The organism is Microbacterium sp. LWH3-1.2 (assembly GCF_040675855.1).
Taxonomy (GTDB): domain Bacteria; phylum Actinomycetota; class Actinomycetes; order Actinomycetales; family Microbacteriaceae; genus Microbacterium.
Genome location: NZ_JBEGIK010000001.1, coordinates 1,647,283 through 1,669,045 on the forward strand (window position 1 = coordinate 1,647,283; position 21,763 = coordinate 1,669,045).

At 66.2% G+C, this 21,763-nt stretch carries 27 protein-coding genes and 3 pseudogenes; 12 read left to right on the plus strand and 18 right to left on the minus strand.

Annotated elements, in window-relative coordinates:
- The first annotated feature begins 8 nt into the window (after positions 1-8).
- Entirely contained in the window at positions 9-1,109 is a 1,101-nt protein-coding gene (locus MRBLWH3_RS07590; protein ID WP_363430179.1) for a fatty acid desaturase family protein, read from the plus strand.
- Between the two features lie 32 nt (positions 1,110-1,141).
- Here MRBLWH3_RS07590 and MRBLWH3_RS07595 read toward each other — a convergent pair whose 3' ends face one another.
- The gene (locus tag MRBLWH3_RS07595; protein ID WP_363430181.1) at positions 1,142-1,855 is read right to left on the minus strand and encodes a GAF and ANTAR domain-containing protein; all 714 of its coding nucleotides are present in this window, start codon (positions 1,853-1,855) and stop codon (positions 1,142-1,144) included.
- Positions 1,856-1,879: 24 nt separating this feature from the next.
- Entirely contained in the window at positions 1,880-2,578 is a 699-nt protein-coding gene (locus MRBLWH3_RS07600) for a GAF and ANTAR domain-containing protein (protein ID WP_363430183.1), read from the minus strand.
- Positions 2,579-2,716: 138 nt separating this feature from the next.
- On the opposite strand from MRBLWH3_RS07600, the gene MRBLWH3_RS07605 reads away from it, so the two are divergent.
- On the plus strand, positions 2,717-2,881 hold the full coding sequence (locus tag MRBLWH3_RS07605) for a hypothetical protein (RefSeq protein ID WP_363430185.1): 165 nt from the start codon (positions 2,717-2,719) through the stop codon (positions 2,879-2,881).
- Between the two features lie 33 nt (positions 2,882-2,914).
- Here MRBLWH3_RS07605 and MRBLWH3_RS07610 read toward each other — a convergent pair whose 3' ends face one another.
- From MRBLWH3_RS07610 to MRBLWH3_RS07625, 4 genes are all read right to left on the minus strand, one after another.
- The gene (locus tag MRBLWH3_RS07610; RefSeq protein ID WP_363430187.1) at positions 2,915-3,214 is read right to left on the minus strand and encodes a hypothetical protein; all 300 of its coding nucleotides are present in this window, start codon (positions 3,212-3,214) and stop codon (positions 2,915-2,917) included.
- Positions 3,215-3,806: 592 nt separating this feature from the next.
- Positions 3,807-4,178 carry a RidA family protein gene (locus tag MRBLWH3_RS07615; protein ID WP_414685315.1) on the minus strand — a complete coding sequence of 124 codons (372 nt, stop codon included), beginning with the start codon at positions 4,176-4,178 and terminating at the stop codon, positions 3,807-3,809.
- A 68-nt stretch (positions 4,179-4,246) separates the two neighbouring features.
- Positions 4,247-4,657: a DUF4259 domain-containing protein gene (locus tag MRBLWH3_RS07620; RefSeq protein WP_363430191.1), complete on the minus strand. Its 411-nt coding sequence runs from the start codon at positions 4,655-4,657 to the stop codon at positions 4,247-4,249.
- A 514-nt stretch (positions 4,658-5,171) separates the two neighbouring features.
- A complete protein-coding gene (locus MRBLWH3_RS07625) occupies positions 5,172-5,447 on the minus strand; it encodes a hypothetical protein (protein ID WP_363430193.1) in 276 nt (91 codons plus the stop codon).
- A 13-nt stretch (positions 5,448-5,460) separates the two neighbouring features.
- Between MRBLWH3_RS07625 and MRBLWH3_RS07630 the strand changes: the two genes are divergently transcribed.
- Positions 5,461-5,865: a hypothetical protein gene (locus MRBLWH3_RS07630; protein ID WP_363430195.1), complete on the plus strand. Its 405-nt coding sequence runs from the start codon at positions 5,461-5,463 to the stop codon at positions 5,863-5,865.
- Between the two features lie 610 nt (positions 5,866-6,475).
- Positions 6,476-6,730 carry a hypothetical protein gene (locus MRBLWH3_RS07635; RefSeq protein ID WP_363430197.1) on the plus strand — a complete coding sequence of 85 codons (255 nt, stop codon included), beginning with the start codon at positions 6,476-6,478 and terminating at the stop codon, positions 6,728-6,730.
- Between the two features lie 34 nt (positions 6,731-6,764).
- Here the strand turns inward: MRBLWH3_RS07635 and MRBLWH3_RS07640 are convergent, their stop codons facing one another.
- The 4 genes from MRBLWH3_RS07640 to MRBLWH3_RS07655 form a co-directional block, all read right to left on the minus strand.
- Positions 6,765-6,992: a hypothetical protein gene (locus MRBLWH3_RS07640; protein WP_363430199.1), complete on the minus strand. Its 228-nt coding sequence runs from the start codon at positions 6,990-6,992 to the stop codon at positions 6,765-6,767.
- A gap of 67 nt (positions 6,993-7,059) precedes the next feature.
- Positions 7,060-7,665, minus strand: coding sequence for a hypothetical protein (locus tag MRBLWH3_RS07645; protein WP_363430201.1), 606 nt, complete (start codon positions 7,663-7,665; stop codon positions 7,060-7,062).
- Positions 7,666-7,761: 96 nt separating this feature from the next.
- A complete protein-coding gene (locus MRBLWH3_RS07650; protein ID WP_363430203.1) occupies positions 7,762-8,172 on the minus strand; it encodes a DUF4279 domain-containing protein in 411 nt (136 codons plus the stop codon).
- A gap of 108 nt (positions 8,173-8,280) precedes the next feature.
- Positions 8,281-8,775, minus strand: coding sequence for a 2'-5' RNA ligase family protein (locus tag MRBLWH3_RS07655; RefSeq protein WP_363430205.1), 495 nt, complete (start codon positions 8,773-8,775; stop codon positions 8,281-8,283).
- Positions 8,776-8,965: 190 nt separating this feature from the next.
- Between MRBLWH3_RS07655 and MRBLWH3_RS07660 the strand changes: the two genes are divergently transcribed.
- The gene (locus tag MRBLWH3_RS07660; RefSeq protein ID WP_363430207.1) at positions 8,966-9,271 is read left to right on the plus strand and encodes an NIPSNAP family protein; all 306 of its coding nucleotides are present in this window, start codon (positions 8,966-8,968) and stop codon (positions 9,269-9,271) included.
- A gap of 80 nt (positions 9,272-9,351) precedes the next feature.
- Here MRBLWH3_RS07660 and MRBLWH3_RS07665 read toward each other — a convergent pair whose 3' ends face one another.
- The 4 genes and pseudogenes from MRBLWH3_RS07665 to MRBLWH3_RS18450 all read right to left on the minus strand — a co-directional run.
- The gene (locus tag MRBLWH3_RS07665; RefSeq protein ID WP_363430209.1) at positions 9,352-9,756 is read right to left on the minus strand and encodes a hypothetical protein; all 405 of its coding nucleotides are present in this window, start codon (positions 9,754-9,756) and stop codon (positions 9,352-9,354) included.
- Between the two features lie 691 nt (positions 9,757-10,447).
- Positions 10,448-11,026, minus strand: a complete 579-nt coding sequence (locus tag MRBLWH3_RS07670) for a VanZ family protein (protein ID WP_363430211.1) — start codon at positions 11,024-11,026, stop codon at positions 10,448-10,450.
- Positions 11,027-11,166: 140 nt separating this feature from the next.
- Positions 11,167-11,700, minus strand: a complete 534-nt coding sequence (locus MRBLWH3_RS07675; protein WP_363430213.1) for a hypothetical protein — start codon at positions 11,698-11,700, stop codon at positions 11,167-11,169.
- Positions 11,701-11,875: 175 nt separating this feature from the next.
- A pseudogene (locus MRBLWH3_RS18450) lies at positions 11,876-12,067 on the minus strand (IS110 family transposase); the annotation flags it as partial.
- Between the two features lie 131 nt (positions 12,068-12,198).
- Here MRBLWH3_RS18450 and MRBLWH3_RS07680 point away from each other — a divergent pair.
- A complete protein-coding gene (locus MRBLWH3_RS07680; RefSeq protein WP_363430215.1) occupies positions 12,199-12,456 on the plus strand; it encodes a hypothetical protein in 258 nt (85 codons plus the stop codon).
- Positions 12,457-12,505: 49 nt separating this feature from the next.
- On the opposite strand, the gene MRBLWH3_RS07685 is transcribed toward MRBLWH3_RS07680, so the two are convergent.
- Entirely contained in the window at positions 12,506-13,054 is a 549-nt protein-coding gene (locus MRBLWH3_RS07685) for a PadR family transcriptional regulator (protein WP_363430217.1), read from the minus strand.
- A gap of 93 nt (positions 13,055-13,147) precedes the next feature.
- Here MRBLWH3_RS07685 and MRBLWH3_RS07690 point away from each other — a divergent pair, with 93 nt between their 5' ends.
- Positions 13,148-14,005: an SDR family NAD(P)-dependent oxidoreductase gene (locus MRBLWH3_RS07690; RefSeq protein ID WP_363430219.1), complete on the plus strand. Its 858-nt coding sequence runs from the start codon at positions 13,148-13,150 to the stop codon at positions 14,003-14,005.
- Positions 14,002-14,823, plus strand: coding sequence for an SDR family NAD(P)-dependent oxidoreductase (locus MRBLWH3_RS07695; protein WP_363430222.1), 822 nt, complete (start codon positions 14,002-14,004; stop codon positions 14,821-14,823). The genes MRBLWH3_RS07690 and MRBLWH3_RS07695 overlap by 4 nt, the downstream gene beginning before the upstream one ends.
- A 224-nt stretch (positions 14,824-15,047) precedes the next feature.
- Here the strand turns inward: MRBLWH3_RS07695 and MRBLWH3_RS07705 are convergent, their stop codons facing one another.
- Complete coding sequence (locus MRBLWH3_RS07705; protein WP_363435637.1) at positions 15,048-15,791, minus strand: hypothetical protein; 744 nt, start codon at positions 15,789-15,791, stop codon at positions 15,048-15,050.
- On the opposite strand from MRBLWH3_RS07705, the pseudogene MRBLWH3_RS07710 reads away from it, so the two are divergent.
- The 3 genes and pseudogenes from MRBLWH3_RS07710 to MRBLWH3_RS07720 all read left to right on the plus strand — a co-directional run.
- Positions 15,735-17,155: pseudogene (locus tag MRBLWH3_RS07710) on the plus strand (AAA family ATPase); the annotation flags it as partial. The gene MRBLWH3_RS07705 and the pseudogene MRBLWH3_RS07710 sit on opposite strands and share 57 nt — an antisense overlap.
- Before the next feature lie 141 nt (positions 17,156-17,296).
- Positions 17,297-17,617, plus strand: a complete 321-nt coding sequence (locus MRBLWH3_RS07715; RefSeq protein ID WP_363435368.1) for a hypothetical protein — start codon at positions 17,297-17,299, stop codon at positions 17,615-17,617.
- 124 nt (positions 17,618-17,741) lie between these two features.
- The gene (locus MRBLWH3_RS07720; RefSeq protein WP_363430224.1) at positions 17,742-18,131 is read left to right on the plus strand and encodes a hypothetical protein; all 390 of its coding nucleotides are present in this window, start codon (positions 17,742-17,744) and stop codon (positions 18,129-18,131) included.
- Positions 18,132-18,149: 18 nt separating this feature from the next.
- Here the strand turns inward: MRBLWH3_RS07720 and MRBLWH3_RS07725 are convergent.
- Both MRBLWH3_RS07725 and MRBLWH3_RS07730 read right to left on the minus strand, forming a co-directional pair.
- Positions 18,150-18,755 (minus strand): annotated as a pseudogene (locus MRBLWH3_RS07725) (SUMF1/EgtB/PvdO family nonheme iron enzyme); the annotation flags it as partial.
- A gap of 395 nt (positions 18,756-19,150) precedes the next feature.
- The gene (locus tag MRBLWH3_RS07730) at positions 19,151-20,146 is read right to left on the minus strand and encodes an IS481 family transposase (protein ID WP_363435371.1); all 996 of its coding nucleotides are present in this window, start codon (positions 20,144-20,146) and stop codon (positions 19,151-19,153) included.
- A 231-nt stretch (positions 20,147-20,377) separates the two neighbouring features.
- Between MRBLWH3_RS07730 and MRBLWH3_RS07735 the strand changes: the two genes are divergently transcribed.
- Positions 20,378-21,679: a cation:proton antiporter gene (locus MRBLWH3_RS07735; protein ID WP_363430226.1), complete on the plus strand. Its 1,302-nt coding sequence runs from the start codon at positions 20,378-20,380 to the stop codon at positions 21,677-21,679.
- Positions 21,680-21,763: the final 84 nt, after the last annotated feature.

The following is a 21,763-nucleotide window of genomic DNA, read 5'->3' on the forward strand; positions in this document are numbered from 1 at the left end:
GGCATGAGATGGCCGTCATCCCTTCGGGATCGATCGCATCGTCGGTGCGATCCACGACGCCGAAGACGCCGAATCACTACACGGAGTTGTCGCAGCTGGTGACCGGAAGCGGTCTCATGCGTCGTCGTTACGGCTATTACTGGACGAAGCTCGTCGCGGCCCCGATCGTGATCGCGGGCGTGATCACCGGTTTCATCCTCATCGGCGACACCTGGTGGCAGCTGGTGACGGCGGCCGTGCTGGCCGTCGTTCTCACGCAGGTTGCCATGCTCGGTCATGACGCTGCCCACCGGCAGATCTTCCGCTCGGGTCGGTGGAACGACTGGACCACGCTGGTGATCGGTAATCTCCTCGTGGGAATGAGTTACGGCTGGTGGCAGCACAAACACACGCGGCATCATGCCAACCCGAACAAGATCGGCAGCGATCCCGACATCGAACTGCCCGTCATCGCGTTCACTCCGGAGCAGGCGGACCGTCGGCGCGCGAGTCGCAGTGGACCACTGCGTTGGCTGATCGCGCACCAGGGGGTGTTGTTCTTCCCGATCCTGCTGCTGGAGGGCCTCTCGCTGCACGCATCGAGCGTGCGTCGTGTGTTCTCGCGGGAACCGTTGCGTCGCCGTCCGATCGAGATCGCGTTCCTCGCGGCGCGGATCATCGGGTTCCTCGTGCTCGTGTTCCTGGTGCTGTCGCCGGGGATCGCGTTCGCGTTCCTCGGGGTTCAGCTCGGTGTGTTCGGCGTCTACATGGGCATGGCGTTCGCTCCGAACCACAAGGGGATGCCGCTTGTCCCGGCCGACGTGAAGGTGGATTTCCTCCGTCGGCAGGTGCTGATGAGCCGGAATATCCGTGGCAACCGGCTGCTGGACACGGCAATGGGAGGGCTCAACTACCAGATCGAGCATCACCTGTTCCCCTCGATGCCCCGACCGCACCTCCGGCAGGCGTCGGGGATGATCAGCGCATTTTGCCGGGAGCATGGCGTGCCTTATACCCAGACGGGTCTCTGGCAGTCCTACGGGATCGTCGTCCGCTACATCAACAGGGTGGGGCTCGGCGAGCGCGATCCCTTCGAGTGTCCGCTGCTCCAGCAGCGGCAGACCCTTTAGCCGGACCGGCAACCGGCGCAGCTCCGGCGTGGTCAGAGGACCAGTCGCCCGGCGATGACGTCGGCCGCGACGACACCGATGCGGGTCTGGGTGGAGCGGGCGCGGCTCCGGATCCGCGCGAACGCCTCGTCCATGTCGATGTTCTGTCGCTGGGCGAGGTATCCCTTGGCCTGCTCGATCACCACCCGGCTGTCGAGCGCGCGCTGGAGCTGAGCCTGGGTGAGCTCCGACTCCTCTGCCAGGCGCTGCTGCAGGATGCTGATGGTGGCGATGTCAGCCAGGGCCTGCGCCGCGGCGGCATCTGCTGCGTTGAGCGCTCCCGGTTCCTCCCGCAACAGGTTCAGCGATCCCAGCGTCGAGTCCCGCAGTCGCAGCGGAATGGCGTGAATCGACAGGAACCCGGAGGCGCGGGCATCGGCCGCGAACGCCGGCCAACGGTCCGCGATCTGGTCGATGTCGTCCACCGAGACGACTTCGCCGGTCGTCGCCGCCTCCACGCAGGGGCCGGCACCGACTCTCAGCTGCATCAGCTCGACGAGTTCGCTTCGCTCGCTGGTGGAGACGATCACCTCGAGCTGATTCGACGGGCTCAGCAGAAGGATGCCGGCCGCGGACGCGTCGAACAGCGAGATGCAGTCGTCGACGAGTCGCTGGAGAAGGTCGACGACATCGAAGTCGTCGACGAGAGAGTCCGCCAGCGTGACGAAGGTTCCCAGCAGCTGATGCTCACGGGTCGGCACCGTCATGCCGTCATCCTAGGCGGTGTCCTGTCACGGGCCGAGGTCCAGGCTGCGGGCGATCACCGCGGCGGCGACGTCGCGCACGGGGCGGCCCGTCGCGTAGGCGTGCCCGCGCAGGAGCATGAGGGCGTCGTCCACGTCGATTCCGTTCCTGGCCGCGACCATGCCCGTCGCCTGGTGCACCTCCCGCCGCGAGTACGGCTCGTCGGCCGTTTCATCATCGGTCACATCGAGGCGGCCCAACGCTCGGCGCAGGAGCGTGCCGGAGACGATCACCGCGAGCTTGCTCAGCCCGGTGATGTCGGCGACGGACAACTCGCGGGCGGCGGTCGAATAGAGAGCGATCGACCCGATGCCCACCGTCCCGACGAACAGCGGGAAGGCGTAGAGCGACCCCAGATCGAGCTCTCGGAGGGCCGCCCACGCGCCCGGCCACAGCGCTCCGCCGTCGACCTGGAGATCGGCTGCCGCGACCGGGCGCCGGGTACGCAGGGCCTCCCACGACGGACCCTCACCCAAGTCGATCTGGATCTCGTCGATCCGGGCTCCGAGCGTGGTGCTGGCACACACCGTCTGCGATCCCATCGGCGAACCGAGGGTGGAGATCACCGCGCCCGCCATCGCGACGGCCGCTCGCAGCGGCGAGCACAGATCATCGCTTCCCACCGCGGTGAGCGCGGCGGCGGCGAGCGAGAACGCATCGCCTTCTGGCTCCTTGCCGGCTGTCATCGACATCGCTCCCCGCCGTTCGCATCGGAATGAGCGGGCGCTGGGTCCGGGTGCCCTTGCCGCGATCGTACACCGCTGCCTACAAGGCCCCGGGTGGTGATCTGTTCTTCGTCGGCAATGGCGCGTACCGTGACGAACATGTGGACAGTTCTTCTCATCTTGCTGGTGATATGGGTCGTGCTGTCGATCGTAGGGTTCGCGTTCGAGGGCTTGTTCTGGCTGGCCATCATCGGAATCGTGCTTTTCGTCGGCACCCTCATCTTCGGGATCATCCGCCAGCGGGCCCGGCGCACCAAGGCGTAGTGCGCAACGCCCGGTTGGCGGGCGAGGATCAGATCACGGGGCGACGCTTCGGACCCGCAGCGCGCCCGGCCGGACGGTGATCCGCACCCGAGTGACGTGACGGAAGCTGTCGCCATCGAGTTCGACGACGTGGGGAGCTTCGAAGTGCCCTTCCAATGGTCGGCCTCGGACATAGGCGAGCGCGTGAAGATCAGGGGCTCGTGAGAGCCGCCGCCGCGTCAGCGGGGAGCGGCGAGCAGCGTATTGAAGCGTGAGGCGGGTCCCGATCTGCGCCCAACCGAAACTGCCGCTCGGACGCATGATGACGACGTCCAAGCACTCGTCGTCGATCACCGCGGCAGGGATCAGAAACAGGTCGGCGCCAGGCGCCGAGGGCACTCGTTCGGGGGTCCGCCAGCTAGACATGTTGCGAAGCTCGCGCTCGACCGAGCCTGTATGCGGGTGACCAAGGCGATCCGCCCGCTAGTCGCGCGGTTCGCCCCCGCGGCGGTGCTACTCGCGGGCGCTATCGCTTACGAGACGCCCCGCGTAGTCGTTTCTGGCTAGATGCGCGTATCGCTCGTCGAGCTGCTCGATGAGGGCCACACACGTGCTGATTGAAACTGCCAGCATTTGAGTGCTGGGCGTGATCTCGAACGACGCAACTCCGTCGGTGAAATCGTTCATCTGGCGAACATCGCTCAGCGCCCGCATCACCTGCTCACTGCCATGGAGGAACGCACTGCTCGCCTTCCAAACGACCAGTGGCGACGGCAACTCGTTGGTACCGGGCTCGCGAGACTTGGATGGCGCGAACGCCGAGCTCCATTTGCTCGTCTGTCTCCTGCCTGTCGTGTTTGCCGATCACTCCTGGATCTTATGGTTCGTGTTCACGGCTCACCGCGCGCGAGTCCGCAAGCCGGTCCTTCGGCGAGCGGTCGCGCTGCTACTCGGCGATGCCCGCGACTGCCTCGATCTCTACGAGCTGGTTCTCGAAGCCGAGTGCGGCGACGCCGAACAATGTGCTCGGCACTTCATGGCCGGCGAAGGCATCTCGCACGACGGCCCACACCATCCCGAGATCGTCGTTCTTAGAGGATGCGACGAGCACGCGAGTGTACGCAATGTCGGAGATCGTGGCGCCCGCGGCGTCCAATGCGACCAACATGTTCTCGATGCACTTCGTCGCCTGACCGGCGAAGTCGCCGACCGGCACGATCGTGCCGTCAGCGTCAAGCGGGCATGCGCCCGCGAGGTGAACGACGCTGGCCCGAGCCGGGATGACGGAGGCGTATGCATAGCCGGGAGTCGCAGCCAAGTCATTCGATCGGATCAATGTCACGTTGGGCACGAAATGACCTTACTCAGTGCGCGACGTGGGGTGCGCTATCGGGCGGCGGAGAGACTCTCGCGGACTCGCGCGATTGCGGTCGTCCAGTCGTCGGATCCGCCGTCACTCCACAGCGCAGCGAGCTCGCCTTGCGGCGATGCAGCGATGTCGAGTGCGCTCAGGGCGACCGACACGATGCCGTGTGGCGGATCCGGAAGGCGCTTCACGAACGCGGTGACGCTCTCCGTATAGACGTCGGACTGAGTGGGGCTGCCGCTGGCGTGCGCGACGACCTCGGCCGCTGCGATCGCGATACTCGCTACATCCGCGTCGATCGTTGCCGGTTCCTCTTCGAGGACACCAGTGAACGCGTCAAGGACAAGATCCCAATTCTCTGCCTCGTCCAGTTCCCAGGCCCAGTCGGCCGCGGTGTCGTTGCCGAACGGCTCTGCACTCCATGCACCCATGGGGGCACAGTAGCGCCCCGCAGGCGGCGCGCGATGACTGCTGTGGACAACGTCATGAACCGCTCACTCAAGAGCCATGAACCGCTAACTCAAGTGCGGAGAACGGTCCTACCGGGGATGTGCGAGCCCGGTCGGCTCTGGCCGTTCCCTTGACATGATCGGCGGGTGGAGGAAACGGGATCGCCCTGGGCAGCACTCGTTGTAGGACTGGTGTTCTGCGCTGTCGGTGTCACTGGACTCGTCTTCATCCATCCGATCACGCGCGTCATGCATAACGCCGGAGCGGGACTCTTCGGCCCCCGGATCGCGGATTCCATGTACACCGGGCGCAATATGCGTTGGGCATTCGTGCCGGCAGTAGTTGTCGGCGTGATCATGGTCGTGGTCCAAGTTGCCCGCCTGGCGAGTGGGTAAGTCTCCGGTTCCCGCCGACGAGTCGGCCGATCGCGGTGTCCGCGAGCCGGTCCGCCTGCGCGCGCGTCGAGCCGGAATGCGTTCGGTAAGCCGCTGGGTGTTATGCGATACCTTCGGCAACCTTGCCGGAGTTAACCATGTCATTCACGGCAGCGTCGAGCGCGTCAGTTTGCACGACGTCGTAGAACGAGAAGCGGGAGTCGAGTCCCGGTCTCAGCAAGAAGTCCAACCCTGTGTTGACGAACAACTCGCTACTGACCTTGCCGTAGGAGCGAGGGTCGTCCGACGTGAACTTGAGGGTGCGGTGTTTTCGCCTTCCGATGACCTGTACGCGCGGGTTCTTGTCGGCGAGGTTGCTCGTCGTCGATGATTCCACTCGCGGCCGCGGCTTGATCTGGCTGGTCGGGGGCGACTACAACTCGCCGCCGCACTCGCCTCGCGAGTGGCAAATGCGCGCGGAGATGCAAGACCGCCTGCTCGCACACCGAAGCCGCAGGAGACTGCCGCTTACCCTCCCGGACGGACGGCGGGTCATCCGTCTCTTTCCGGATTGGGGGCGGGAGTGGCCGTTCTGGGAATCCTTCAGTGAGGAATACGCACTCGACGCTGACGACCTGCCGCTGAGCAATGACCTAATCGGCGATCTCTATGCCTGGAACGCCGCTTGGCAGGCGAGAGCGGAAACCGATCCTGTGCCAGATGGGTGGATCGATCACGGACGACACCTCCACGCGCGGATGCAGGCAGAGCTCGACGCAATCGCCGAAGTGCGACCGGACTTCGAATCACCCTGAGGCGACCGCCCCAGCAGGGAGCGGATGCCGGTCCTCCTGAGCGCGTCGAACGTGTGCGGGACCGCCGAGGTGCGTCCAGCGTCGATGCGGCGCTCCGCGACATCGACCACCGGAGGGTCCACTTGCTCGGGCAATGCGAACGCTCGCTCGATTACGCGCCCTGGCCGGGCAGGTTGCTAGCGTCACTTCAGTTTCGATGTCACGAGTACGCCGGTTGCGACAGCGCACCGCGGCGCGGCGCCTAAGGGTGCGCGCAGTCTTGCTGTCGGGGTGATCCTCTGCAGCGGAGTGGTCGCGCTCTTCCTCGGTTCCACGGCGCTCTGGCTCGTTCGTGAGCTACTACACATCAGGTGCAGCATGGGACAGCCCGGCTCGGAGGGCGCCGACACCTGTACATGCATCGACAGTGTGGGTTATCTCGGTGTCGCGGTCGTGCTCGGCGCGATGTGGCTTCTCGCGGTCCTCCTCGGGTCCCTGACCGCCGGCCTGGTCCGTCGCGAGCGAGCGGCACGCCTCGTTCTCATAGTTCTGGCGGCCCTGTCGGCCGGATGGATCCTCAGCTTCAGTCGCTACGGGTCCGCTGAGTTCGTCGACGACATCTACGCGACCGATGCCGGGCGAGCAGTACTGGCTGCACGCGGTCGGACCGGCCGCCGTCGCCATCGGCGTCAGCCTCACGGTCGCCATGGTCGCCCTCTTCCTCCGCGGCCGTCTCGCAGCGATCCTTTCATTCGCCGCTGCGTTCGGACTCGTCCTCGCGACCCTCCTGCAGCCAGGGCTAAGCATCAACACATTGCCCGCCGCCGGACTACTCGCCGCAGCGGCCATCCGCGCGGGGGCATCAGCACTGCCACGGCAGCCTTGATCGACGTCCGTGCGCCGGTCCTTCTGCGCACGCGTTACGGCTCTTCGGCGTTCCCGACAGCTTCGATCCAGTCCACGGCCTCGTCGGAGAGGAAGAAGCCGTCGGGTCCTTCTTCGCCGACCCACCAAGCGTTCGACGTTACGATCCCGCCGGCTGCAACAACCCGGCTGAGCACCTCGGTGGGCAGCGCCTCGCCGTTGTGCGTGATCAGCCAGTCCCTGGTCGCCGCGTCCAACGACGGCCACCATTCGATGCTCTCCACAGACGTAGGGTCTCATCCCGACACTGCCGACATAAGGGGGTCCGCTAGCGACCGGGTACCGGGTTTGCTAGCTGAGTACGAGCACGAAGGTGACGATCAGCAGCGTGGCAGCGATCAGCCCCCAGATCATGAATGAGCGCCAGGACTTGCGCACAGCGGCCCACGTGGCCGTGAGGGCAGAGGCGAGGCCAGCGCAGATAACCACCACGAGAGTGCACGTGACTGCCACGCCGTGGACGTCTCGCGAGCCGGACAGCGCGCTGAAGAAGGTTACAAACAACGCCGCCAGGATCGCGAAGACGACGAGCATCCACACCACTGGAAGTGCATACTCGAGGAACCCTTCACCGCCGGTCTTTCCATCAAGCGCGTCTCTTGTCTGGGGTGAGATCGAGGTTCCTTCGGGAAGTCGGCTCAGCACTCGCATGCGGTCGTCGTCGGCGCCTATGCCGCGAAGCATGGCGCCGTACGCGCGAAGCTCGCTCACTGTGGGGAGCCCGTCAATGGCGATGCCGTAGCGTCCGGCCTGATCGAGGTGACGACGCGCACGATAGTTCTCGACCAGTTCACGCCGCGCTTCCTCGTCGTCGGGATCTTCGGTCAGACGCGCCTTCAGCTCCGTGATCCGCGAACGATCGTCAGCCTCGTTCGAGGGCCCGCCGAGTTGTGTCACGCGAAGATTCTTCCCTACGCCCCGGCAACCGATCTGCCTCGGTGACTGGCCAAAGCGTTTGACGGTCGGCCAACGCGCGCCGTATACCCCCTCGGATCACTCTTCACCTTCATCCAGGTAGACCGTTGCGTAAATGTCGACACCGAGCGCCGAGATACTGTCGGCCAAGTCCGCTGGGAGAAAGAACCCGCCTTGCGTCGAGTCTGAATCGAGCGACCACCAGATCCGGGCATCGCAGTCCGTCGGCAAGTCCGTGACCCGCCCGAACGCCGGATCGCTGCGCATGAGAAGCGCTCTTAGGGCTCGCGTACCGGTTTGGTCGTCGCCGGTGTTGTCGAGTGAGTCGACGTCGAGCGACCAGACGTGGTTCTCGCGGACGCGACCGGAGCGGGCCACCGTGCCCTTGTGCTCGACCCTGGTCGGCGTGAGCGCAAGCATCTCCGATATGACAGCGGGATCCGTCTCGCTGGAAACCACAACCAGCGACGCTCGGCCGGACTGAATCATGAGCCGAGCATAGAAGCCGCCGCTGTCCCTTCATGGCACATAGACCGGTCCTTGAACGGCCCTTGGTCTCCGCGTTCCAGCGATCACCCAATCGCGAGTGCCAAGCGTTCACGCGCCCTCGGACTCGTGCGAAAGGGCGAGAGCTGTGGTGACGGTTGTGTTCTCATTCAGCGCGGCGACAGCAATGTACGCCATCTGCTTGATGTCGCCGTCGCGGACGGTGACGGTCGGCACCTGGGTCATGTGAGGACGGTACCCGGCACGCCAGTAATCGGGGTCGGTTGCGACAAAACCGGGCATGACTTCCAGGACATCGGCGAGGCGCTCATGCATCTCGGGTAGGTCGGCGGAGTCCACGAGCTGCAGGGACAGTCTCATCGCGACCGAACATGGTACGGCTGCGAAGCGAACCGATAGCGGTCTGTAGGCAGCACATGCTTCACTCACCGCGCGGGCGAGTCTGTCGCCGTGCTCCGTGACTACGAAGTTTGACGCGAGCGTGACGTGCGCCGGCCACTGGCGACGGTCAAAGCTCGTTCCGATGCCGACCGGGCGAAAGAGCGCGACCACAACGAAGAGTTGCGGGGGAGTGAGCTCTTTCACGTACCCAGTGTTCCCGACCGGCTCCGGCCTGCGCGCAAACGCCGTCGCACTGCGTGCGCGGTCCCACTCTGCGCTGCGGTCTGCCAAGTTTCCACGCTTGCCCGCCACGCTTCGTGCGCGGGTGCGCGATTGTCGTCGCGCCGTCCTCGCGTCGGCGAGACTCACGAGCAACTGACCCCGGAGGCTCTCAATGATCACTGTTCATCTCCGCTACGAGATCGATCCCGACAAGCTCGACGACTTCATCGAGTACGGCCGCGCGTGGATCCGACTTGTCAAGAAACTCGGTGGCCAGCACCACGGCTACTTCATGCCGAGCGAGGGCGACAGCGACGAGGCGTTTGCGCTGTTCACATTTCCGTCGCTGGCCGACTACGAGGTCTACCGGATTGCCTCGAAGACGGATCCCCAATGTCAGGAGGCGTTCGAGCTCGCGCGCACGACCGGGTGCATCCGTCGCTACGAACGTCGGTTCCTATCTCCCGTGTTCTCTTAGCGGTCCCTCAACGCGACGTCGGCGTGACCCGCGCCGACTGCGGGCGGCTGGTTGAGCCGCAGTTGAGATGATCAGGCGGTCTAGCGTGGGCTGCCGACGAGGAGCGTGTCGCCGATCAGCTCGGCGTTGCTCTCTGACAGCTGGTCCGGGTAGTCCGCGAGCTCTACCCTCAGCCCGCTTTCTATTGTCAGCGCAATCGGTGGGCCACCGCAGCCCGACCAGGGCGCGTCAGTGTCGACGTCAACGAGGATGATGCACGTCCCGTTCAGCTCGGCGGTCTGCACCACCCAGAAGCGATTGCCCGCCGAATCCTCACCGACGTACCGGCTCGTGTCCGCGTTCACCTCGGCGGTGAGGCCTGCCGGAAGCTCATCTTCGGCGGTCCGGTCTCGGTCGAAGATGGCAGGCGAGGTCGCTGGGGAGCATCCCACTAACGCCGCCCCGACGACGAGCAGGGCGAGAAGGAAAGCGGAGATGCGGCGCATGGCGCGAGCGTAGGGGCTGGGTTGCGCGCAGAGCAAGCAGGAGGGCTTTGCTGGGGTTCTTGTTCCTGTGCGGATCTGTGGAGTGCCCGGCCTGGTCTCAAGCCGCCGGACCCTGGCCGTGCGATTGCCGGTGGCTCAGCGCGCGGCTCGCCCACTCGACTGAGCGCGGTGACCAGGTGTGCGTTGCGCTTGGCGATGAGTCGACGCAGGTACGGAACGAGCACGAGTCGCTCGGCGAGCGAACCAAAGATCGGCGACGCGACCGTGATGAGATCGGTCATACGGGACCGATCGTCGAGCTGTTCGAATCTGTGTTCGTGAATGAACGACTTGAAGGGTCCGCGTACCTGCTGATCCACGAAGTGCGTCGGCCGATCAAGGACGGTGATCTTCGAGGTCAGCGTCCACCAGATCCCAAAGTGTCTCGCTCGCCAGGTGACCGTGTCCCCAAGACCGATCCGTCCGGTCGTCACGCCGGCCACCGCACGCTCGCCCGTCTGAGACATCGACGACAGGTGCGCGTCGATATCGAGCGACAAGTCGAACAGAGCCGGTGCCGGGATCGCCGTTTCCGTTACAAGGGTGAAGGACGACGGCACCCACCCATCTTGCCGCCCGCACGTTGGTCCTTCAGCGCTCGCGAATCGTCCTCGCATGGATCGACGTCGGCGGTGAACTCGAACCTGCGCCGCTACGGCGTCGGACCTGACCGTTCCACGACGACGTCGCGCTGCGGCCCGTAGGCAAGGGGAGACGCGACGAACGCGATGACGGCGATGACGGTGAGCGCCGACACAGCAATGCATAGGCGTGACATCACGACCGGCGCGCGTTCACCCGCTGCGCGGCGCACGGCGACGAATATGGCCCAGCCGATGAGGCCGCCGGCGGTGTTGACGATGAGGTCGGTGGTGTCGAAGCTGCCCGTCGAGATGAGATGCTGCATCGTTTCCAGCGCGAGGCTGGTGGTCAGCGCGGCGGCGCCGGTCTTCCACCAGGGCCAGGTCGGTGCGAGCGCGCCGACGAACAGCCCGAAGGGCACGAAGAGGATGAGGTTGATCAGCATCTCGACGGGCGTGCTCGCGCCGGCGTCTCCGCTCGGCACGAACGGGACAAGCTTGAACGGCCTGGCCATGCCTGCGGCATCGCCGATCCATGGCACCTCGAGCTTCCACAGCACCACCCAGGCGAGGAGCGCGAGATACACCGTGAAGGCGAGGATCAGGATGCCGCGGCCGCGGTGCGATGGCTGCCGGGTCGACGATGTCACCGGGACATCTTCTCCCGAAACTCTCTAGAACTTCCGGGCCCCGCACTCGGCCCGACACGCAGTGACCGCGATCGAGAGGGGATCCCTCGTAGCTACGCTTGCCGCGGGTGCCTTGTCCTTGTCGACCTCTGGGGGACGAGTCAGTCCGAGTCGATGTTCTCGACCGCCAGCTGTTGATGTTGGAGGTCCAACGCCCAGTCGCTGGTTGCCCAGATAGCGACGAGGCGCTGGTCTTCGATGGCGGCTACGCCGACGCCCGGTACCCCCCAATTGACGATCAGCAGCTCGCGTCCATCACCGTCGCCCTGGCTGAGTACAGCTCCGACCGCAGGAACGGTCAGGCTCGGCGTACTGCCATCGGCAGTTGGCTGGCCAACAGCGAAGTTCAACGTGTCGTCGGCGAACGTCAGCGAGGTCCCGGTGAGGTCGCAGCCGGGCTCGCCGACATTGGACAGTTCACCGATCGGAATCTGAGTGACCGGGCAGGGTGGGAGGTCTTCTGACCCGGGCGGAATCGAGACTCCCCGAGGTTGCCCCTCACATCCAGTGAGTATGAGAGTCGCGGCGGCTGATGCGACTAACAGTCGGCCTGCGCTGTGAAATCTCACGTTGCTCAGCATATTGACGGCGCGGACGCCCGCTGCGCCGTTGGCGCACTTACGGCGGTCCTTCAACGGTTCACCCAACGACGCGGCGGGCGGAGTCTGAGCACGCTCCGCCGGGTGCGCAGCGGGGCATGTTCAGGTGCTCGTCATGTCGCGGCCGCGTTCAGTGGCGATGCTGAGACTATGCGCGGCACGGTTCGGTTCGCGGTGGCAGTCGCTGCTGCAGCACTCGTAGGCAGTACTCCAACTCGAACCCCGTCGGACCGGCCTCGTAAACCACGTTCTGAGGGCCGGGCAGGTCCTTCACCCACGCGATCGCCTCGGCAGGGTCGTACCCGAACCGGCGATGCACAATCTCGCCGGTCTGCTCATCGATCGCGCAGCCAACAATGCTCCGCGCGTGCACATCGAGCCCGACGCTCGTACGCTCAATCAACAACTGGGGCCTCCACATTCGCTTGTCGGAAAGGCCAGTCGACCGGCTGGCAACCCACGTCTACGCGAATCGAGGCCCCAGCCTCAAGAGCGAGCCCAACCCATATCGTCTAAACCCCAGTCAACTGGTTCGTGAATGCCGCCGCCGGCATGAGCCGCAGCTACCTCGAGAACGCCCGGGCCCAGGCGGAGCTCGAGGTCAACGCTGCACCCACCGGGGTGGCGGTGTTCAAGGACGACTTCCAGACGATCAAGGTGTTCGCCGAGCGCGACAACTCGAACATCGTGCACTGGAGCAGCTTCGAGGAGGGCGGTCACTACGCGGCACTGGAGGTGCCCTCGGTGCGGGCCGGCGACATGCAGGTGTTCTTCGCAGCGCTGCGCCGCTGACGGCGAAGCCGGGATCGAGCGGATGCCGCGGGCGGGGGCTCGCGGCATCTCAGCCGCCGCCGATGGCGCCGTCCCGCTCGTTCCCGCCGGTCGCCTTGACCCACTCGGCCCACTCGGCGAGCGCCGAGTAGAGCCGCACTCCGGCTTCGAGCGTCACCCGCACTGACCGCCCGGGGCCGTCGGCGCTGAGCCCGGCGGCATCCTTCGCGCTCGCCATGCGGGCATAGGCGTCGCGCACCCCGCGGTAGTACTCGGCCTCGGCCGTCGCGACGCCGAGCAGCTCGGGCGGCGTGAGCTGCCAGAAGAAGAACGAGCGCAGGAGGGGCTCGGAACGCAGGGTGTGGTCGGGCTCCGAGAGGAGCCAGCGGTGCAGCTCCGCGGTGCCGGCATCGGTGATGCGATAGACCTTTCGCGAGCGCGCTCCCTCACTGTCGATGGCGATGAGCTCGTCGGCATGCAGTCGGCCGAGCTCGAGGTAGATCTGCGGATGCTTCGCCGGCCAGACCGCGCTGAGCAGCTCCTCGAATCGCTTCGTCAGGTCGTAGCCGCTCGCGGGCGCCTCGCTGAGCAGTCCGAGCAACCCGTGCTTCAACGACATCCTGCGCCCTTCTCCCCATCATCCTCACCCTACAACTTGACAATCACGACATGATGAGCGTTACATGTCATTAACAACAGGTGAGGAGTGATCATGGCAAAGAACGGTGGAGCGGTCTTCATCACGGGCGCGGCGGGCGGCATCGGCAGCGCGGCGGCACGGCGGTTGGCGGGGCTCGGGCGCACGGTCTTCGCAGGCGTGCGGAAGGCAGCGGATGCGCGGGCGTTCGACGGCGTGAGCGGGGTTGTGCCGATCGTCGTCGATGTGCTCGACGAGGAGTCGATCACCCGCGCCGCCGCCGAGGTGGAACGTCGGCTCGGCGGCGCGAAGCTCGGTGCAGTCGTGAACAACGCGGGGATCATCGTGCAGGGGCCGGTCGAGCTCGTGCCGCCGAGCGAGCTCGAGCGGCAGTTCCGCGTGAACGTCTACGGGCCGGCATCCGTCATCCGCGCGTTCGGCCCGCGCATCAGGAAGGATGCTGCCCGCGTCGTGAACGTGAGCGCGCCGACCGCGCGCCGCGCGGTGCCGCACCTCGGCCCGATCTCGGCGAGTAAGGCCGCGCTCGAGTCGCTCTCGACCGCGCTGCGCGTCGAGCTCGCGCCATGGGGCTGCGACGTCGTGATCGTCGAGCCGACCGCCGCGTCGACCGCGGTCTTCAGCAAGGCGGATGCCGCGGCGGCCGACGCGCTCGGCACCCTCCCGGCGCCGGTGATCCGGGCGTATCAGGGGCAGCTGACGGCGGTCGCCGAAGCATCCGCCGGCCAGAAGCTCGCCGACCCCGACGACGTCGCGAAGGTGCTCGTCGAGGCGATCACTGCTCGCCGCCCGAAGACCGTGTACTACGCCGGCCGCGGCGCGAACGTGCTGCCGATGCTCTCGCGCCTGCCCGACCGGCTCGGCGATCGCGTGATCGCCGGCAATTTCGGTCTCTCGGCGCGCGTCGCGCGATGAGCGGGACGCTTGCCGTCATAGGCGGGACCAGCGGCATCGGCCGTCAGGTCGTGCTCGAGTCGGCGTCGAAGTCCGACCGGATCATCGCGGTCGGCCGCGACGCACGTCGCGGCGAACGCCTCGAACGGGAGGCGTCGGGCGCGTCGTTCGTCGCCGGTGACCTCTCGACGGTCGAAGGGACCATTCGTATCACCGCCGAGCTGGCACGCCGGGGGCCGATCGAAACCCTGGTCCTCGCGGCAGGCGTCATGCCGCGTCGACGAGTTCTTACGCCCGACGGCTTCGAACTGAACTTCGCAGTCCACCATGTCGCGCAGTACGTGCTCCTCGCGCACGTGCGGAGTTTCCTTGCGCCGGACGCGACGATCGTGTCTGTCAACTCCGCCGGCCACCACGCGCCGCTCATGGGCTCGGGTCCCGTGCGGCTCGAATGGTCCGACCTCGAAGCGGCCGGAGGCTACGACCCGTTCATGGCGTACAGCCGCGGCAAGCTCGCCGCGCTGATGACGGTATTCGCGTTCGACCGCCGCTCCGGGTCCGAGTTCACCATCAACGCCCTGCACCCGGGCATGGTGCGGACCCGGATCGGTCGTGACTTCCCGAGAGCGCAGGTGGCTCTCGCGAACGCGATGTCGATCTCAGTCGCGAAGGGTGCCGCACCCGTGCTCCACCTGATGGATGCCGGTCGTAGTGCAGGATGCGGGAGCTACTTCGACCGTTTCACGCGGGCCGCGCCGTCGGCAGCATCTCTCGACCGCGACGACCAGGAGCGGCTCATCGCGATCACGGCCGAGCGCACCGGCATCAGCTTCGACTAGGACGTGTTGTTAGAGCTGCTGGTGAGCCAGTAGAGGGTGGCGGCGAGGCAGAGCCCGGCGTGGTAGTTGCGTGCGGTCTTGTCTGAGCGCATGGCGATCCCTCGCCATTGCTTGAGCTTGTTGAAGCATCGCTCGACGACGTTGCGGTCGCGGTAGCGTTCGCGCTGCTGGTCGCCGAAGTCGATCGGCCGGCCGTTCCGCTTGCGGCGGTGTCGATCTGGTCGTCACGTTCGGGGATCGTCGCCGCGATCCCTCGCTCGCGCAGCCAGGCGCGGTTCGCCCTGGACGGGTATCCCTTGTCTGCGATCACCCGCTCCGGCCGGGACCGTGGCCGACCGGCCGCGCCGGGCACGCGGATCTGCCCATGGCGGAGTGAGCACCCGGGTCGCGAGCCTGGCGCCGACGACCTGCATCACATCGACACGCTCGCCTGGGCGCAAGGGAGACCGGGCAAGCCCGCCCACCTCGACGAGGCGGAGTGGAAGGAGCGGGTGCGCGCCGAACTCGGCGTCATCGACCCGTTCTTGCTGTGGCATCGCAATCCGGCGCGCCTTGAGTCGACGTCGATCGCTGACCTTGACCGTGATTTGCTCGCGCAGATGGCGCTCGTGGATGCCGACGCACGATCGGTCTCGAGCAGTGGACGGTTCTCGCCGTGGGACGTCCGTGCAGGAGCGCTCCGAGCGCTCGCGCGCAGCGGGGTGGTCGCCGATCGCACAGTGCTCGATGAACTCATCGACGACGTGGTCGAGCGGGCGGTCCTCGACACCATCGACCTCGTGCCCGACGACACCAGCAAGCCGCGGCACATCAAGGCGCTCATGGCCTCGGAGACGGTCCTGCTGAAGCTCCGCGTCGGCAACCGCTACGCGGCCCTCGCCGCGCCCGGTGAGCTGCCGAACCAAGAGCAGATGCGCGAGCTTGCGCGTCGGCACGCGGGGGAGCACGGCGTACTCGACGATGCGCAACTGGCCGCGGCATCCGCCATCGCCGGATCGAGTCGCCTCGTCTCGATCACTGGCCCCGCCGGGTCGGGGAAGACAACCCGGCTCCGTGTCGCGCGCGACGCGCTGCGCCTTCAACGCAGGGCCGTGTTCTGGTGGCGCCCACCAAGAAGGCGGCGGTCGTCGCCGAGCGCGAGGTCGGAGTCACGGCATCGAGTCTGCATGCGCTCCTCGCGGACTACGGATGGCGCTGGGAGAACGATGCGGCCGGCGGCCATCGATGGTCGCGCCTGGGGATCGGGAAGATCGACGTGGCGACAGGGCAGCGCTACTTCGGGCCTCAGCGCTTCGCACTGCGCAGGGGCGACAGGGTTGTCGTCGACGAGCCGGGGATGGTCGATCTGCGCAGCGCGGATGCTCTCGCAAGTGTCCTCGATCAGACTGGCGCGGGGATCGCGATGATCGGCGACCCGCCGCAAGCCGCGCCGGTCGGCCATGTCGGCGCGATGGCGCTGCTCACGCGCAGCGCCGACCATGTCGTCGAACTTCGCGCTGTGCATCGCTTCGCAGATCCGCAATACGGGGAGCTCACGCTGCGGCTGCGGAACGTCTCCGGCGCAGCCGATGCGAGGGCGGTTGCAACGGAGCTTGACGTCGGCGGTCACATCAGGCGGGTCTCCACAGTTGACCCATACCCTGGACGTGTAAAGAATAGAGCGAACTTTTTACATGTTAAGCGAACGTGGCAATACGCTTGTCACGTGACCTGGCGGCCAGACGACCCATACAACGAGCTACCACCACTCCCACCGGGGACCGACATGGAGACAGTGGCAGTGCTCAAGCGCGCGATCGAAGCGCGTTCGGTGGTTGCCGCGCTCGATCAGGCCGCGAGGCGGATGCCGAACCCGGCAGTGCTCCTGAACGCAATCCCGATCCTGGAGGCGCAGGCGAGCTCCGAGATCGAGAACATCGTAACGACCACCGACGAACTGTTCCGGTTCGCTCAAGACGAGTCCGACCTTGCGGCGCCGGAGACGAAGGAGACCCTCCGCTATCGCACCGCGCTGTTCGCGGGGCTCGACAGCGTCCGTTCCCGACCACTGTCGGTGACCACTGCTGTTGAGATCTGCTCAATTGTGCAGGGCCGCGAAATGGACGTGCGCAAGCTCCCGGGCACGATCATCGCGAGCCCAACTACCCGCCGCGCGATCTACACACCCCCGCAAGGCGAGTCGATTGTGCGGGAGAAGCTCGCTAATTGGGCGGACTTCATCCACAACTCCGACGAGGTCGACCCCCTCGTCCGCATGGCGATCGCACATTACCAATTCGAAGCGATCCACCCGTTCGACGATGGAAATGGTCGCACCGGGCGCATTCTAAACATCCTGATGCTGGTGGATGCCGGCCTGCTTGCGTCGCCGATTCTCTACTTGTCGCGCTTCATCATCGCCCACAAGGACGACTACTACCGCTTGCTGCTCGACGTGACCACGGATGCCGCGTGGGAGCAGTGGGTGCTCTTCATGCTGGCCGCAGTCGAGGCGACTGCGATCACGACTCTTGCGAAAATCGACGCGATCCAAGCGCTGCAGGCGGCGGTCCGTGAGCAGCTACGCGGGACGAGCGCAGGCGCGAACTCGGACCTGCTCGATGTCCTCTTCGAGCAGCCATACTCGCGCATTGCGGACGTGATCAAGCAGTGCGCGGTGTCGCGACCAACGGCCACAAAGTGGCTCAACGAACTCGTTGCTCTTGGCGTCTTGCGCGATGTGAAGGCGGGCCGGGACCGGCTTTTCATCAATCAACGCTTCCTCGACATCCTCATGCGGGAGGAGGAAGGGTAGCCGGCACATCCTCGCCGAGTCGGCTGCGGCAAGTGCGCGTACTCAGAATCTGAAGCCGTCGAGCTACCGAGCGATCGACGACGCCTGGCGCGTCTACGTCGTGCCTCGCTGGGGTACCACCCAGGTGTCCGCGATCTCACACAGCGACGTACGCACATGGGTGTCGCAGCTGGCCGCCGGGACGGCGAAGACGAACCGGCGGGATCACATCCGCACGCGCGGGCAGGCCGCGCGGCCGAAGAGCGCCACGGTCGTCATCCGAGCACACGGGGTGCTGGCATCCGTCCTCGATATCGCGGTCAAGGACCGCCGCATCCCGCATAACCCGGCGCGCGGCGTCGACAACCTGCCCCGCAAGCACCCCAAAGCTCACCGCTACCTCAGCCACGAGGAGATCGAGCGACTCGCGAGCGCATCGGGCGAGTACTCGACGCTGGTGTATCTCGCCTCATACACGGGACTGCGCTGGGGAGCGATCATGATGACGACGGCGCCGATGGCGAGCGCCGCGTGACGATGGAGCCGGCGGTGTTCATGCGGGCGTGCTCTCGCGTGAAGAGTGTGCGACAGTACGGAATCCGCCGTTACCCATCGACGAGTCCGGCGTGTTCTGGGAGCGGGCGGAGTTGCGGTAGCAGTTGCAGTAGGAGGTGTGGCAGAGGTAGCTGCCGCCGCGCATGACACGTCGGGTGCCGTGCGCGGGTCCCCGGGGGTTCATGATCGGGGAGGAGGCGTAGTAGCCGGGGTCGAACCAGTCCGAGCACCATTCCCAGACGTTTCCGACGGCCTGCCAGAGGCCGAAGCCGTTCGGCTCGAACGTGCGCGTGGGCGCGGTCGTGAGCCACCCGTCCTCGATGGTGTTGTGGGTGGGGAATCTGCCCTGGAAGATGTTGGCGCGCCATCCGCCTTCATCAACTCCCTCATCTCCCCACGGGTACTTTGCCCCCTGGACTCCACCGCGGGCGGCGCGTTCCCACTCGGCTTCGGTCGGCAGACGGCGGCCCGCCCAAGCGCAGTACGCCACCGAATCGTTCCAGCTGATGTGCACGACCGGGTGATCGCCGAGTCCGTCGATCGAGCTGTCCCGCCCGCCCGGATGCGCCCAGTCGGCGCCCTCCACCCCGTACCAGCCATCGGTCTCCGCTGCGACTCACGACGGTGCCAGGCCGCCAACAGACTGGTCTTTCCGAACCCGGCGGGGCACGCCACGAGGGTCAGGCCCATTCCTGCGCCAGAGTTCAGGCGATCCACCAACCGGTCACGGACAAGGACTTGGTCTCGGACGGGAGGCACCTGCAGCTTCGTCTCCACCAGCACCCGCTCGGTGAAGACAGCGGCCTCCTCATGTGCGAACCCGGAAGGTTGACGCACGCCGATCTCCGTTCGCGAGGCGACAACGCCCAATGGGACGTCGTGGGACCGCTCCCCTTAGGGCGGTCAACGGAAGGATATCCCCCCAAAGCGCGGGCCGACACGGGTCGAGCCGGAAGAAATGCTCCCGCCCCAGGCCCCGGGCCGCGAATGGAACTTCACCTAGGTGTGATGTCCAGGCAGGTTGTTGAGCCTGCTGATCGGCGGCCCGCCGATTGCGGAGTGTCGCCTGTGGTGATTGTAGAAGTGCAGCCATCCGGGCAGGGCGGCTCGGCGTTCGGTTTCTGAGCTGTAGAACCTCGCGTATGCCCAGCCGTCGGCGAGGGTGCGATGGAAACGCTCGATTTTGCCGTTTGTCTGAGGCCGGTAGGGCCGGGTGCGCTTGTGCACGATCCCGAGCTCGACGCAGGCGTCCCGCCAGGCGAATGACTTGTAGGCCGAGCCGTTGTCCGAGAGCACTCGCTCGACCGTGACGCCCTGGTCGGCGAACCAGGCGACCGCCCGTTGCAGGACGCCGACCGCTGTGTCCTTGCGTTCATCGGTGTGCATCTCGACGTAGGCGACGCGGGAATGGTCATCGACGACGGTGTGCAGATACCCGATTCCAAGGTGTGGTTGGTAGCGGGCGTTGCGGGTGCCTTCACGGTCGGAGGTGACAGCGCGGTGCTTCAGTCCTTGCTGACGGCCGACGAAGCGATGCCCGCCACCGTCTGGGATCCGGCCGAACTTCGTCACATCGACGTGGATCAGCGCGCCGGGATGGTCGTGCTCGTAGCGGCGGATCGGTTCCCCGGTGACACGGTCGATTCGGGAGAGCCGGTTGATCCGACACCGTGTCAAGACAGCGTGCACGGTTGACGCAGGCATACCCAGCTCGCCGGCGATCTGCGCCGGTCCCAGCCGACGCCGCCACCGCACCCGGACGATCCGTTTCACCACTTCCCGCGGTGTCTTGGTCGGCATGGAGCGGGGTCGGCTGGAGCGGTCGATCATTCCGGGCGCGCCTTCGGCGCGGTATCTGGCCGCCCATTTCCGAGCCGTGACCGGCGACACCATGAACATCATCGCGGCCGGCTGGACCGGCCACCCATCATCAACGATCAACCGCGCCATCCTCAGTCGTGCGCGCGGAGTCAGAGCAGCGTTAACGTGAGACACGAAGGCCTCCCTTGGCTCGTGAAGCGGTTCCTTGAACAGCTCCACTTCACACCGGGGAGGCCTTCGCCGTCAGCACCTCAGAGACGCGTCCCCGGAACAACGTCCCTGGACATCACACCTAGGGGGTTCTCGGGGAAGGGGATGCAGACCCCTGAGGCCACTGGCAACGTCATACCAACCCCACATCCCCCGTGCCGGGGGAGCGACGTGAACGACGTCGTACCCAAGTGGATGATCAGAATCGAGAACGCCGTGATCGCACTGCTACTCGTGGCCGTCGTGCTGATCCTGTACAGCGCCGTCTCGCGGCCCCTTGACAAACGCGGCGCCACGTCGGCCATGGCTTTTGTTGTGGCCGGACTCGTCGTCGGCGTGCTCGGCCCGGGAGTGCTGCTGCCCGACCTCGACACCGGGGTTGTGGAACGGGTCACCGAGGTCGCCCTGGTCTTCCTCCTCTTCACGGATGCCGCGCGGATCGACCTGCGGCAACTGCGCCGAAGCCTCGGATGGCCGAGCAGGCTTCTGCTGATCGGCCTGCCGTTGACGCTGATCGCGGGACTTGGTGTGGGAATCCTCCTGTTCCCCGGTCTTTCGATAGCCAGCGCATTCCTCCTTTCCACGATGCTGTGCTCGACCGACGCTGCCCTGGGTCAACGGGTGGTGGACGACCCCGCTGTGCCCGATCGCGTTCGGCAAGCCCTTGACGTGGAGAGCGGCCTGAACGACGGCGTCGCCGTTCCGTTCTTCTTGGTGGCAGTCGACGTGTCGATGGCCACCCTTGCCGGCGGGGTACCCTCCGCGGTGATCGCCAACATCGCCGCGCAGATCGGCTGGGGACTGCTGGCGGGCATCGGCATGGGGGCGATCGGCGGGTTCCTGCTCCGCTTCACCGGGGACCGTGGTTGGCTCCAGCCGCAATGGCGGCAGATCTTCACCCTCGCCATCGCACTGGGCGCCTACGCGATCGCCGTTACCCTCGGCGGCAGCGGATTCATCGCCGCCTTCGTCGGCGGCATGGCGTTCGGGTGGTTCTCACGTGAGCGCGGTGTCGGCGCCACGTACTTCACGTCCGAAGCCGGCAGCATTCTCGCGGCAGCCACGTGGATGGCATTCGGTGCGCTCGCCGTCATCATGGTCTTCCCGCAGATCACCTGGCAAGTGGTCATCTACGCCCTGCTCAGCCTGACGGTGGTTCGGATGCTTCCAGTCGCCGTGGCCATGATCCGAACCGGCGCCCGTTGGCCGACCGTGGCATTCATCGGATGGTTCGGCCCCCGGGGGCTGGCCTCCATCGTCTTCGCACTTCTTGCCCTCGAACGGGGGGTGCCCGACGCGACGGTCCTGTTGACCACGGTGGTCGTGACGGTCGGGATCAGCGTGTTCGTTCACGGCCTGACGGCGCAGCCGCTCGTAGCCGTGTACCACCGCTGGTACTCCCGTCAGACTCCCGACGGGGCCGAAGCAAAGCGGACTCCGCTGGCTCGGCGCCGGCCCAGTTCGTCCGCCGCGGAGAATCTCGCTCATGTCGACTGATTACGACTCGAGCGTCCGGAGCGTCGCTGCCCGAGGGGCGCGACTCGCGCTCGAGGTCATGCGGGTTGGTCGCCGTGTGGCAGA

Bases quoted from the DNA above. Each gene is read 5' to 3' on its own strand.
- MRBLWH3_RS07590 (WP_363430179.1), top strand. From the start codon at position 9: ATGGCCGTCATCCCTTCGGGATCGATCGCATCGTCGGTGCGATCCACG.
- MRBLWH3_RS07595 (WP_363430181.1), bottom strand. From the start codon at position 1,855: ATGACGGTGCCGACCCGTGAGCATCAGCTGCTGGGAACCTTCGTCACG.
- MRBLWH3_RS07600 (WP_363430183.1), bottom strand. From the start codon at position 2,578: ATGACAGCCGGCAAGGAGCCAGAAGGCGATGCGTTCTCGCTCGCCGCC.
- MRBLWH3_RS07605 (WP_363430185.1), top strand. From the start codon at position 2,717: ATGTGGACAGTTCTTCTCATCTTGCTGGTGATATGGGTCGTGCTGTCG.
- MRBLWH3_RS07620 (WP_363430191.1), bottom strand. From the start codon at position 4,657: ATGGGTGCATGGAGTGCAGAGCCGTTCGGCAACGACACCGCGGCCGAC.
- MRBLWH3_RS07635 (WP_363430197.1), top strand. From the start codon at position 6,476: ATGCCGGGCGAGCAGTACTGGCTGCACGCGGTCGGACCGGCCGCCGTC.
- MRBLWH3_RS07650 (WP_363430203.1), bottom strand. From the start codon at position 8,172: ATGATTCAGTCCGGCCGAGCGTCGCTGGTTGTGGTTTCCAGCGAGACG.
- MRBLWH3_RS07660 (WP_363430207.1), top strand. From the start codon at position 8,966: ATGATCACTGTTCATCTCCGCTACGAGATCGATCCCGACAAGCTCGAC.
- MRBLWH3_RS07665 (WP_363430209.1), bottom strand. From the start codon at position 9,756: ATGCGCCGCATCTCCGCTTTCCTTCTCGCCCTGCTCGTCGTCGGGGCG.
- MRBLWH3_RS07685 (WP_363430217.1), bottom strand. From the start codon at position 13,054: ATGTCGTTGAAGCACGGGTTGCTCGGACTGCTCAGCGAGGCGCCCGCG.
- MRBLWH3_RS07690 (WP_363430219.1), top strand. From the start codon at position 13,148: ATGGCAAAGAACGGTGGAGCGGTCTTCATCACGGGCGCGGCGGGCGGC.
- MRBLWH3_RS07695 (WP_363430222.1), top strand. From the start codon at position 14,002: ATGAGCGGGACGCTTGCCGTCATAGGCGGGACCAGCGGCATCGGCCGT.
- MRBLWH3_RS07715 (WP_363435368.1), top strand. From the start codon at position 17,297: ATGCTGGCCGCAGTCGAGGCGACTGCGATCACGACTCTTGCGAAAATC.
- MRBLWH3_RS07735 (WP_363430226.1), top strand. From the start codon at position 20,378: ATGATCAGAATCGAGAACGCCGTGATCGCACTGCTACTCGTGGCCGTC.